This is a genomic window from Bacillus cereus group sp. BfR-BA-01381 (genome assembly GCF_022663555.1).
Classification (GTDB): domain Bacteria; phylum Bacillota; class Bacilli; order Bacillales; family Bacillaceae_G; genus Bacillus_A; species Bacillus_A pacificus.
This window is the reverse complement of the sequence record NZ_JAKUFR010000114.1, coordinates 1-12,582: the sequence shown is the minus strand read 5'-3', so window position 1 is coordinate 12,582 and position 12,582 is coordinate 1. Positions and strand designations below refer to the sequence as shown.

Genomic DNA, 12,582 nt, shown 5'->3' with positions numbered 1-12,582 from the left:
ATCCACGAATCTCTACCTGATGTATCTAATAACATAGGAATCATAATGACATGATTAATTATCCCAATACTACCAATGAGTATCATAGAAACTTGAAATAAAGTAATTGTTTGCTTATTCATACTTACCACCATATTTAGTAATGAAGAAATATTACATAGTATAACTGATACATTACTTCTTTATTCCAAATGGTTAGCACTTAGAGACATGGACAATTAAACTTTTTTTCACATTAGATGTAAGCTAGCTCCTTCTATTCTATACATAATTTTTTTAGGCAGGTATACTATAAACACAATAGTTCTAGAAAGGTGATGATGTTATGTATGAACAACAAAATAATAGAGATAGAGATCAAAAAATGATGTTTTCTATGCAAGGAGTTCCCACAAATAAAATTAACATGAATCAATTACCTAAATGGATTAGAATCTTCGGCTATTGTGCATTTGGCTGGATGATAGTATTTAGTTTAATTATGATAATAGGTTTAATTCTTCAATAACTATGCAGATAAACAGTTAAACGGGACAGTAATTAGATCATAGATCTAATTACTGTCCCGTTTTTTATATGTAATTCTTCAATAATATAGGTAACTGATCATAACAAAAAGAACCTGTAGAATATCCTACAAGTTCTTTTTCAAATTTAGTTAAAAGGAAACAACAAAATATCTTAACATTCAATACAGGGAGACCATTTTGATTATGGCTTGATTTTATTATATATCAAATATAAGCTTTTGAAATGAGTGATATTTGAAAATTATGTGAATTAAAAAACTAAGATGTTTGTATTAGATTTGGTTTACGACCAACTTCTTCTTACTTAAATACACTGCACGATCTGATTTTTTAGCAACTTCCTGTGAATGCGTTACAACAATAATACATTTATTCTCTTTATGTGCAAGTTCTTGAAACAGTTCTATAATATCCATTGCCGTTTCTTCGTCGAGGTTTCCTGTCGGTTCATCTGCAATCAGTAAATCAACATTACAAGATAACGCTCGAGCAATTGCTACACGCTGTTGTTGTCCACCGCTTAGTTGCAATACGTTTCGTTTTGCTTCAGTTTCTGTGAGTCCTACCCTCTCTAATAATTCTAATGCTCTTGCTGTTTTATTTTTCACTTTAACACCTGTAATTTCCATTGCTGTTAAGACATTTTGAAGAGCAGTCATATAGGTAATCAAATTATAAGATTGGAAAATTACAGATACATTTTGATTACGGTATCGATCCAAACCAATTTTTCGAATATCTTTGCCATTATACAGTACGTAACCATTTTTAGGGACATCCAGTCCACAACCTAAGCTTAGAGTTGTGGTTTTTCCAGATCCGGATGGTCCTAAAATTGTGTAGAAATGACCTTTTTGAAAAGAAAAGTTAACATTGTCTAGTATCGCTACATTTTTTCCATTACTTTCATAATAATAATCCAAGTTTTTAAATTGTAAAATCGTTTCCATATCGCGCCTCCTTATTCATCTTTTAAAAGAATTTGTTTTGGATTTAAACGTAGAATAGATAATGCCGGAAGAAGCGTTGCAATTATAGCAATAGCTAGTCCAATTCCACCCATTTTCCCTACATCTTCTCCTGTTACACTTACATCAATTTTATCAATTGGATTTTCTTTTTGATTTTGTAGAGTACCACCAGGCCCAGCCATCATTACAGTACCATGTTGCAAGGTATCTGTTTCTTCGCTCGCAGTAGCAATTTCACTCGAAAGTAAATTATTCCCTATAAATTGAGAAACTTTGGCTCCTGTTGTTATGGATAATCCAAATGCTAAAATAGCGATACATACTACTTCTACTACAAACTGCGCCATCAGTTTCCACTTTTTCTCTCCAATAGATAACAAAATTCCCATTTCCTTACGACGCCCTTTAATTGATAGCATAATGATTAACTCTAATATAATCGCACCTGCAATCGATACAATATAAATAATCATTTGAGAAGTAGAAGAGATATTTTCGATAGGACCAATCATTTGTTTGTACAATGAATCATGTGCATCTAATTTAAAATAATTAAAATCAATATTAGATTTTTTTGCTTCTTTTTTAAATGCATCAATGTATTGTGGGTCATTCAAGAAATACACGACTTGAACACTATTTATACCTTGATCTACTTCTAATTTTTTCATAGTTGAATGCGGCATATATAGTTTATTAGCTGGATCCATTATAGGAGGGGCCTGTTGACCCATTGCTTGCTCATTCGTTTCGTAAATACCGATAATTTCAATCTCGAGGGTTTCCTTCTTATCCCCTGATTGCACTTTTACTTTGTCTCCTACTTTCAAATTGTTTAATTCCGCTAATCGTTTTTCCATTAAAGCTACATTCTGATCTTTCATCTGTTCTGTAATTGGTTTTCCATCTATAATTTTACTTTTTCCATTTTTAAAGCTTTCTTGTAATGCTGTCTTGCGAACTCCCTCAATCGTAAAAGATGCATTCATATCTATTTCTGTACCTGAGCTTGAACCGCCTCGTACAGCTGCCATTCCCACTTTACCTTTCCCTTCTTCTTCATCTGAGGCTCCTACTAGTTTAAGTCCATCAGAAATTCCGAAAGTGTTAGTTATGTAATTATAGTCTTTTACATATTTTGACTTCGCTAATTGATCTGTTTCTTTTATATTGAGCTGCGGCGGTTTTGGCATTTCTCCAGTTTCTCTAGCTTTTTGACCTAATTTGTCAAAATCAAGACCTAAAGTAACATCTGCACCTAGTTTTTTTCTTGCAGCATCAGCTGCTTTTTTTGATGCATTTTGGATTGTGAACCCTGAAAGAACCAAATTTGTAACAATTAGAAAAACTGCCATCAAAATTAATGATGTTCCTATTCTTTTTTTCATACTGAGAATTGCACGTTTTATAAAATTCATTTTTTCTTACCTCCTTGATAACTTGTATTCTATATATGTTATCTAGAGTCTATATGGAGCTAATCGGTAGTTTATCTAGAGATATAAGGAGTTTATGTGTAGTTATTAATTGGCCACCGAAAAAACAATCCAAAAGCGTAAGCGGTTTTGAATATCGGTAAGAAGTTTGTCCATTTAAGGGACTTATAGAAAAAGAAAAGGAGGTTAAGTTTAATTTAATGTATGTAACATGAAAAATATATTTATTGTGCAATTTCTACACGATAAACATAGAAATCACGTCATTTTAAAAGGTTAAAAAAAATAAGCTATTTTGAATGGTTGGATAGAGTTGAAGAAACTTATATTTAACTATGGGGTCCCGATACATCATTATCAATCTAATATTTTGCAATATTGATAAAACGAAAAAGACGTTATCCTTTCTGTAGAATTTTAGGAAAGGATAACGTCTTTTTTATACTTGTATACTCAAAGTTCCTTTGATTTGTTTTTGGATGGTAAAACACGTTTCTCTACTCTTTCATATTGAGTAAGTAATTGCCTAATAAAAGATAATTTCGGTACTAACCAATACGAAATTATCGCTGAAATACACCCTATTAAAGCCCCTATTGCAACATCAAAAGGATAATGAACCCCTACCCAAATACGAGAGATCGCTACACAAAGTGCAAGTATAAGCCATAGCCATCCAGTTTTTTTACGAACAAGCCAAAACGAAAAACAAATTGAAAAAAAGAGAATCGTATGGTCACTAGGAAATGAATTATCTACAGCATGGTCGACAAGTTTATTAACATCAGGCAATACTGCAAACGGTTGATAATTCAGATGGAATTTCCCTGCTATTTTCCCGATTACCTCAGCAATTACAAAAGCAACCATCGCTTGAATAACCATCATCCTACTTTTTCTGGATCCAGTAAACCAATAAGCTAAAATAATTAAAGCAAAAATATATACCATATATTCTGCCAAAAATACGATGGCCGGGTTTAGGAATGAATATTGTTTACCTAAATCATTAATTGTTCGAAAAATATCAATATTGAATTGAGAAAAAGACATTTCAAATCCCTCCTTTTTCGTAAGGTGTTTGACTGATTGCTATATACCTTCATTACATGAATCGTTTTGGTTATTGTACTCATCTAAAAATATCAACACCTTACGAAATCGCTTTCTTCTTTTTCACTTTAATAAAAAAAGAAAAAGGAAAACATCGAATTTCCTTACAAACATTCGTGCATTCTTACAGTTTTGTCATTTTCTCGTCACTTTGTAAATAGGTTCATCGTCTTGCCTTTTGCTATATTCATAAACTCTTATATCTACAACTACGGAAACGATAATTACACATAAAAAAGAGAAGAACCTTGGTAAGTTCTTCTCTTTTTTTATTAAATTGTAATATAATTACAGTATGTGAAATTATACTATTTTAACTTTAAAACAAATGAACTTAACGCAGGAACTTTAATTTTATTGTCATGAACAACATAAAGTGGTTTACTTCCCGCCTGCTTCCCGTCTACTAGTACTTTCCAAGGACCTTTCGATGGAAGTGTTATTTCAACAGCTTCTCTATTTGCATTGTGAGCCACCGTAAAGTATTCATTTTTATTCCCCTCTATTGTATAAGCTACAGTATTTTTCGGAGCATCAATAAATGATACATGTGTTTTTATTTGTTCTGCAGATGTCATTCGAAAAGCTGAGTACTTTTTGCGTAATTCTATTAAACCCTTCATATAATCTACTTCATTATTAAATGTTGCACGGCGCAGCCAATCCATCTGGTTAATTGAATCTGGAGATTTGTAACTATTATGATCACCGTATTTCGTCCGCATAAACTCTTGCCCTGCATGTAAAAATGGAATTCCTTGTGATGTTAATAAAATTGAAGAAGACAATTTGTGCATTTGTTTTCGCACTTCATCGCTATCACCTGAATTAGTTAACTCAAGTTTATCCCATAATGTATGATTGTCATGTGCTTCCACATAAGTTAATACCTGTTCCGGATCTTGATAGGTAGACGAATTTGTATCGTAGTCAATACCTGCCGTAATACCTTTTTTAATACGATCTTCCATGTTTTCCTTTCCATTTATAAAACCATTTTCCTTCTCCTCAAATACACTACCTTTCAATCCATCACGTATATTATCATTAAAATGAGCAATCCCTTTCATTTTCACTGCATTTTTTTGATTTGCTTTCAACTCTGCTGCAAGAGGTGTATTTAAATCCCAACCTTCTCCATGCAGTATAATAGAAGGGTTAATTTGATTAACAGCTTTACGTATTTCATTCATTGTTTCATAATCATGAATACCCATTAAATCAAAACGGAATCCATCTAAATTGTATTCTTTTGCCCAATATGTGACGGAATCTATCATAAATTTCCTCATCATTTTTCGTTCTGAAGCAGTATCATTTCCTACACCAGTGCCATTTGCAAATGTTCCGTCTTCATTGTAACGATAATAATAACCTGGAACTAACTTATGAAAATTAGATTCAGTAGCATTATACATATGGTTATAAACTACATCCATAACAACACGAAGGTTATTATCGTGCAGTGTTTGAATCATTTGCTTTAATTCAGTTATTCGAACAGTTGGCTCATATGGATTTGTAGAATAAGATCCCTCTGGAACGTTGAAATTTTTCGGATCATATCCCCAGTTATATTGTGGTTCGTTTACGTTCTCTTCATTTACTGAAGCATAATCAAATATCGGTAAAAGCTGAACGTGTGTAACACCAAGATCTTTTATATGATCAAGTCCTGTTTTTACACCTTCAGGCCCTCTTGTTCCTTTTTCTGTTACTCCTAAATATTTCCCTTTCTGCTTAATCCCACTTTCAGGTTGGATGGAAAGATCGCGTACATGCAATTCATAAATAATAGCATCTTCTGGATTTTTAAATTTAGGCTTTTTATTAGCGTTCCATTTTTTCGGATTTGTTTCTTCTAAATCAACAACTGCCCCTTTATCTCCATTTACAGAAGCAGCACGTGCATACGGATCAACGGCTTCAATCCACTTATCACCAATTTTTACCTTATATGTATAATAGAGACCTTTTTGATTCCCTTTAAGTTCCGTTTTCCAAGTGCCCTTTTCACTTTGTTGCATGTTTATTTCAGTACCTATTTTATCGTTCCATTTTTTATATGTAACTAACTTCGCTTCACTCGCAGTAGGAGCCCATACACGGAATTTTGTATGTTGTGGTGTATATATATTACCTAAATCGTTGCCACCGTAATAAAATAATTTATCAAACTCCTCACTACGAATTACTTTACCGATTTCAGTATTCGTATCAGCTACGTTTTCGATTTTAACTTTGTATGTCTGTTTTAAATCAATTTTCTGCTCCGTAATTATTTTAAACTTATTCGTAATATTCCCACTGTTTCTATCATAAGGACTAATATTCTTAATTTTAATGCCTTCAATTTCAATATTTCGTTCCTTAATATGAAACGGGACATTAGTCGTTACAGTAATTTCATGGAAACTATCAATAGATGCTTTTTGGATTGATAGATCCGATGACGGCTTAGAATTATATACTTTTTCATCACCCGAAAGAATCCATACTTCAGCACGACCATCCTTTATATTTTCAATCCAACGATCGCCACCATCTTTTTCCCACTCATTTGTACGAATGATAAATCCTACACGATTATAGTCACCATCTATATTAATCTTTGCGTACTTTCCAAATTCATCTTCACCAGTAAATTCATATGAGTTACCATTTGCATTTTCTCCCCATATCCAAAGATTCCAGTCTTTTGTATTTCCAGACTGTTCTTTGTAATGAATGATAACTTCAGTTGTTTTCGAATTTGAAATTGCCTTTACACTTTGAAAAGAGAAAACAGATGATAACATAACGATTATAGTAAGTAATAAAACTGATTTGTTAATTAATCTTTTTATCATTTGCACCACATACACCCTTTCTTTAAATAGCATGAACGTTATATTCTGCTCTTACTACATTACAACTACTTAAATTAATCTAAAAAATCTCTTTTATTTCACCCCCATATTGGCTGATTTCACATATGTATTTCAATGATCTTTTGGATACGAAAACGTTTGCATTAATGTTTTAAAAAATAGGGTTGTTTATCTCTTCATATATTTGTAAATACTAAAAGATCAGGGAAAACATTATAAAGCAACCGTTTGTTATCGCTTTCATTCTATAGCACTTCCCGTTAAAAGGTCAATATATTATTAATTTTCTGTTTTTATACACTATAAACCTTACATATTTGACGTAACTTTTAAAGATACCCTCCCTAATTATTGTTAAGTAAGTATATTTTCACTAATACATAGTTACGTAAAAAAACAGCTAATGTCCTTTAAGGATGTTAGCTGTTTTTCATAATGTAATAATAAATGAATAATAACTATATTTCTAACTTACTTAATTTTTGCTGCATCAAATGCCTTTTGTACTGCTTGAACCTCCGCTGTATTCGCACCATATTTATTTGTTGCCACTCGAATACATGCTGATCTTAATTCTTTGAAATTAGAAGTCATGTTTAACTCATCTGTATTTGCGTAATAGAAGATATCGAACATTTTATCTTCACCAATTCCTTTAACAGTTACACCGTTATGAGTTCCACCTTTTGCAATGAGATACGCAACTTTATTAATAATACTTGAGTTAAAGTGAACGCCGCCTTGATCCCATCCATTAAAATCGTTAAATTCACTGTAATCATCTGGATAAGGTACTCCAAGTGAAGATGGAACAGAAGCTGGGTTTTCCATATCACGGAAGACAGATCCAGTTTGTTCTCCCATCGTCCAGTTAAAGCTTCCATTATTTACGTATTTCTCAATAGATGTTCCCATAATATCAGATAGTGCCTCATTAATCGCACCAGATTCACCGTAATATTCAAGATTAGATTCACTAGAAGTAACAGCATGTGTAAATTCATGCCCAGCTACGTCATATGCTTTGACGATAGGATCCCCATATACAAGCATACTACCATTATTAGCACTTAATGCATTCTGCCAATTTTTCGGATCATTCGTATCTCCAGAATCCCAGGCATGTACAACTGAAACTACCTTTTGTCCCTTATTATCAAAGCTATTACGATTGTATTTATCTTTATAAAAATCAAAAACTTTTGTTGCTAAGTAATGAGCACTTACTGCTTTTGGATCGTTAAATGTTGTCGAAGTACTAGTTGCTAATGTACCAGGATAATAGCTTTCTTCTTTAGTAATATCTCTGTAATTCACATCATATGTTTCAATTCCTTGCCCTCTTGTATAATCAGCAAGAGCGTATTTGCCATTACTTTGTTTAGAAATACCAAATGAACGAGAGATACCTAAATCATCTTTTCCAGTGCCCGTTAATGATGTAAGACTGCTTTTTTTATTTTTCTTTAAGGCTCCAACTAGTTTTTCACTTGCTTTCAAGTTAGATTCTTGCACCATATTTTTTAACATATCACCATTTTGTGCATTTATTAAATATGTTCCAGACACATAGTTTGGTGTGGCAGCTTCAAATGTAACCTGGTACGCATTGCTAGCTTGTCCATTCTTTTCATCCACAAAAATAACTTCCTTAACTTCTGGCTCAGAAATAAAATTGATATCGTTCCCGTACTTCTTATAAATATATTGTTTCGCTTCATCTTTTGATAGATTGATAGGTTTTTTTAATTCTTCTTGTTTTAAATTTTGCGCGCTATCACCTGAAACACTTTTAATAACACCGTCATTATCTACGTGTGCAGTTAATTGATGGCCATATACTTCTTTTCCTTCATATGTTTGTTGTATACGTACAAGTGTAGTCCCATCATATGAACCGCGTTTTTGAAGAACTTTATAATCCACTCCTGTTTCTCCATTGACTTGCTTTGGAGAAAGGGCTTGTTTTGTTTTCTCCTTAAGAGCATCTTTTACTACATTCTCTGGTGCCTTTTGTGACGGTTGTGTAAGTTCACCTGATCGGAATGATTCCTCCTGAATTTGAACTTGTAGTTGATCTGTTTCCTCTGCATGACCTACTCCGTATGGTGCTACTGCTGTTAAAGCTAAACCTGTTGTTAATGCTACCTTAGTTAACGTCTTTTTGTTTTTCATTTTTTCACCTCGTATAATTTTTGAAATAGAAAGCTTGTACAAAGTATACTTGCTGTTTCTGTCGAAAAAAAGGGAAAATACACAATTTATGTAACATTATGCAAAATTACATAATATAAGGACGATGATATACATAAAGAACAACTTATATATGTGCAGGAATTTCAATAAAAAAAGAGCACTTTAAGGTGCTCTTCAAATACGATTATAAACTATGCATTGTGTCATTTATTAGTATATGCTCGTCTCATTTAATTGTTTATTTAACGATTTCTCTACCCAATAACCTTTTAAAAATACATCATCCAATACACCGTTATCCTCCGTTACTATTTGATTAGCAAATAAAAAAATATAGTTAAGATAATACTAGCAGGAAACATACTACTTATTTGTATTAATATTTATTGGTACTTTTTTAATTGGCACAAATAAATCAACCTTTAACTTTCCTTCTAGATCTTCCGCTACATTATTTAAGCAAAACTCTAAATTATCTCTATTATAATCTGCATCATACTCACTATTTAGTAGCCACTCTGCGTACATGTATTGATATGCTGCACTTAATTTATGAGGTTCATCATAGAACTGGTATAGAGCGTATAGACCTCCATCTACACTTTTAAATTGCACATCCTGATGTTGTTCTTTTTCAAAGTTTTCAGGTATGGTAACGCAAGCATCATGTCGGCACATATGGCTTGCAACAAGTTCAGGATTATCTAATGAGATTCCGATAAATGATTGCTCCGGTGGATAAAGTTTATTTTCATTTGCCCACTGTAATAACCTTCCCCAGTGATCTTGTGGTTCAAAATAACTACCAGTTCGTCTTATATAGGCTACTTTTAATGGTGGTACTTCTTTTATAACTATTTTCATTTACATCTTCTCCCCTATAAATATGTACACTGTTTATTTAGCTTTCTTTAATATTTATTCCTTCTTAAATAAAAAGAATTCTCTAATCACATAAATTTCAATTGAAGTTTAATTGATTACTACTACTAAAGTAGTATGTACTTTCATACTTTTATTTGATTTTAAATTCCTTTTAATTCGATATATTAATTGTAAGAAAATAAGAAGGTGGAGGATTTTAATTGATTAAAGGAATATACGAAGCGCATTTACCAGTGAGTAATTTACAAAAATCTATCGAATTTTATGAAAAATTAGGATTGAAGTTAGCCTGGAGCGATGAATCAACAGCATTCTTTTGGATTGAGGAAGGGAAAAGTTGGCTAGGATTATGGGCGGGCCCTGAATACGAAACAAAATATCATCCTTCTTTACGTCATATTGCATTTAGGGTTTCATATGAAGATTTAAAAGAATCATTAAATTGGTTACATTCACTTCAAATTAAAGCTGTTCCGTTTGGGAATAATGAATCTATTGAACCTTTTGTCCGTCCACATCAAGGTAATGCATCTGTTTATTTTATTGATCCAGATGGTAATAGTTTAGAACTTATTTGTCATATTGTTGTACCTAATGCACTAAAACATATAACTGATAAATTATCTTTTAAAGATTGGGAAACACTATTAGCTGATACGTTTGAATGAATATTAGCTATAAATCATAATAGCTCACCTTTACTTTTATAACATGTATAACAATCCTGAATAATAATTTCCTATCAATTTATCATTAAATAAATGTAAAAAATGACCCTATTTATTCATTTTTCATGCGTATGTATGTACATTTGTTAATTTATTCGATATATTATGTGTATTGAATGATTACGAAAAACTTATAGGTCGCTAAAAAACACCTTATATTTTTATATCCGTGAAAACTACAAAATGTATAAAATTCCATTTGTCAAATGAATTTAATGCGGAAGGAGGTTTGTGGTTACTTCATCGGGATATAATAATCAGTTTTAAACTGATAAAAATATAGGAGGCGACATTATGTTTCGTACGATTTCAAATTTCATGAGAGTAGCTGAGATAAGAAGGAAAATCCTTTTTACATTAGCGATGTTAATTGTTTTCCGAATTGGCACGTTTATTCCAGTTCCTCATACTAACGCAGAGGTATTAAAAGTACAAGATCAAGCTAATGTTTTAGGTATGCTAAACGTATTTGGCGGAGGAGCACTGCAACACTTCTCAATCTTTGCTGTAGGTATTACACCTTATATTACAGCTTCCATCATAGTACAATTACTACAAATGGACGTTATACCTAAATTTTCGGAATGGGCAAAGCAAGGAGAAATGGGCCGTAAGAAGTCAGCTCAATTCACTCGATACTTTACAATCATTCTCGCATTCATACAAGCCATTGGGATGTCTTATGGCTTTAATAATATAGCAGGTGGACAATTAATTACAGATCAAAGCTGGACTACATACTTATTTATTGCGACAGTTTTAACTGCAGGAACTGCATTTTTACTTTGGTTAGGTGAACAAATTACCGCTAACGGAGTAGGTAATGGTATTTCGATGATTATCTTCGCAGGACTTGTTGCAGCGATTCCAAATGTTGCGAACCAAATTTATTTGCAACAATTTCAAAATGCAGGCGATCAATTATTCATGCACATCATAAAGATGGTCTTAATTGGTCTTATAATTTTAGCGATAGTTGTTGGCGTTATTTACATACAACAAGCGGTGCGTAAAATACCGATTCAATATGCAAAAGCTGTTTCAGGCAACAATCAATATCAAGGAGCAAAAAATACTCATTTACCTCTTAAAGTAAATAGTGCTGGTGTAATCCCAGTAATCTTTGCTTCTGCATTTTTAATGACGCCGCGTACAATTGCGCAGCTTTTCCCTGATTCAAGCGTATCAAAATGGATAGTTGCTAATCTGGATTTTGCACATCCATTTGGAATGACACTTTATGTCGGTCTTATCGTTGCTTTCACATACTTCTACGCATTTATTCAAGTAAATCCTGAACAAATGGCTGAGAATTTGAAAAAGCAAAATGGATATGTGCCTGGTATTCGTCCTGGTAAATCAACAGAACAATATGTAACCAAAATTTTATACCGTTTAACATTTATCGGCGCGATTTTCTTAGGTGCAATTTCAATTTTACCGCTCGTATTCACGAAAATTGCTACATTACCACCTTCTGCACAAATTGGTGGTACAAGCTTACTAATCATTGTCGGTGTGGCACTTGAAACAATGAAAACGTTAGAAAGCCAGCTTGTAAAACGTCATTATAAAGGGTTTATAAAAAAAGCGAATTAAGTAAAAAAACACAGTTGGTTATTTTTCCAACTGTGTTTTTAATTCTACTGCATCTAATTTTTCTACTAATGTACCAATGACCTTTTCCAAGTTCATTATTTTTTCTTCTAACGCTCGAATACGTTTATTGCTCTCATCTACATCATTATATTTTAAACTGTTATTAGAGACTTTGAACTGCTCTCCTAATTCGGAAGTGATATCTTCAATTGTTGATTTTTCATTATTACTGGTAGTATTTGTATTTGATTTTA

General features: G+C 32.5%; 9 protein-coding genes and 2 pseudogenes. 3 read left to right on the top strand and 8 right to left on the bottom strand.

Annotated features, from left to right (window positions below):
• Window positions 1-122 (bottom strand): annotated as a pseudogene (locus MR079_RS25275) (spore germination protein GerXB); the annotation flags it as partial.
• 203 nt (window positions 123-325) lie between these two features.
• On the opposite strand from MR079_RS25275, the gene MR079_RS25270 reads away from it, so the two are divergent.
• Window positions 326-508, top strand: coding sequence for a hypothetical protein (locus MR079_RS25270; protein ID WP_071716333.1), 183 nt, complete (start codon window positions 326-328; stop codon window positions 506-508).
• 294 nt (window positions 509-802) lie between these two features.
• Here MR079_RS25270 and MR079_RS25265 read toward each other — a convergent pair whose 3' ends face one another.
• The 6 genes from MR079_RS25265 to MR079_RS25240 form a co-directional block, all read right to left on the bottom strand.
• Entirely contained in the window at window positions 803-1,480 is a 678-nt protein-coding gene (locus MR079_RS25265; protein ID WP_139865766.1) for an ABC transporter ATP-binding protein, read from the bottom strand.
• Window positions 1,481-1,491: 11 nt separating this feature from the next.
• Complete coding sequence (locus MR079_RS25260; RefSeq protein ID WP_242294849.1) at window positions 1,492-2,919, bottom strand: ABC transporter permease; 1,428 nt, start codon at window positions 2,917-2,919, stop codon at window positions 1,492-1,494.
• Window positions 2,920-3,390: 471 nt separating this feature from the next.
• Window positions 3,391-3,990: an undecaprenyl-diphosphatase gene (locus MR079_RS25255; RefSeq protein ID WP_242294848.1), complete on the bottom strand. Its 600-nt coding sequence runs from the start codon at window positions 3,988-3,990 to the stop codon at window positions 3,391-3,393.
• A 368-nt stretch (window positions 3,991-4,358) separates the two neighbouring features.
• Window positions 4,359-6,899 carry a type I pullulanase gene (gene pulA, locus MR079_RS25250; RefSeq protein WP_242294850.1) on the bottom strand — a complete coding sequence of 847 codons (2,541 nt, stop codon included), beginning with the start codon at window positions 6,897-6,899 and terminating at the stop codon, window positions 4,359-4,361.
• Window positions 6,900-7,391: 492 nt separating this feature from the next.
• On the bottom strand, window positions 7,392-9,095 hold the full coding sequence (locus tag MR079_RS25245) for a M4 family metallopeptidase (RefSeq protein ID WP_242294847.1): 1,704 nt from the start codon (window positions 9,093-9,095) through the stop codon (window positions 7,392-7,394).
• 384 nt (window positions 9,096-9,479) lie between these two features.
• Window positions 9,480-9,980, bottom strand: a complete 501-nt coding sequence (locus tag MR079_RS25240; protein WP_242294846.1) for an AraC family transcriptional regulator — start codon at window positions 9,978-9,980, stop codon at window positions 9,480-9,482.
• Between the two features lie 221 nt (window positions 9,981-10,201).
• On the opposite strand from MR079_RS25240, the gene MR079_RS25235 reads away from it, so the two are divergent.
• Together MR079_RS25235 and secY are read left to right on the top strand one after the other, a co-directional pair.
• Entirely contained in the window at window positions 10,202-10,669 is a 468-nt protein-coding gene (locus tag MR079_RS25235; protein WP_242294845.1) for a VOC family protein, read from the top strand.
• 354 nt (window positions 10,670-11,023) lie between these two features.
• Window positions 11,024-12,328, top strand: coding sequence for a preprotein translocase subunit SecY (gene secY, locus MR079_RS25230; RefSeq protein WP_000490139.1), 1,305 nt, complete (start codon window positions 11,024-11,026; stop codon window positions 12,326-12,328).
• 18 nt (window positions 12,329-12,346) lie between these two features.
• Here secY and MR079_RS25225 read toward each other — a convergent pair.
• Window positions 12,347-12,582: pseudogene (locus tag MR079_RS25225) on the bottom strand (DnaA N-terminal domain-containing protein); the annotation flags it as partial.

What these genes read in the sequence shown, in the direction of transcription:
- MR079_RS25270 (WP_071716333.1), top strand. Translation starts at nt 326, where the DNA reads ATGTATGAACAACAAAATAATAGAGATAGAGATCAAAAAATGATGTTT.
- MR079_RS25265 (WP_139865766.1), bottom strand. Translation starts at nt 1,480, where the DNA reads ATGGAAACGATTTTACAATTTAAAAACTTGGATTATTATTATGAAAGT.
- MR079_RS25260 (WP_242294849.1), bottom strand. Translation starts at nt 2,919, where the DNA reads ATGAATTTTATAAAACGTGCAATTCTCAGTATGAAAAAAAGAATAGGA.
- MR079_RS25255 (WP_242294848.1), bottom strand. Translation starts at nt 3,990, where the DNA reads ATGTCTTTTTCTCAATTCAATATTGATATTTTTCGAACAATTAATGAT.
- pulA (WP_242294850.1), bottom strand. Translation starts at nt 6,899, where the DNA reads ATGATAAAAAGATTAATTAACAAATCAGTTTTATTACTTACTATAATC.
- MR079_RS25245 (WP_242294847.1), bottom strand. Translation starts at nt 9,095, where the DNA reads ATGAAAAACAAAAAGACGTTAACTAAGGTAGCATTAACAACAGGTTTA.
- MR079_RS25240 (WP_242294846.1), bottom strand. Translation starts at nt 9,980, where the DNA reads ATGAAAATAGTTATAAAAGAAGTACCACCATTAAAAGTAGCCTATATA.
- secY (WP_000490139.1), top strand. Translation starts at nt 11,024, where the DNA reads ATGTTTCGTACGATTTCAAATTTCATGAGAGTAGCTGAGATAAGAAGG.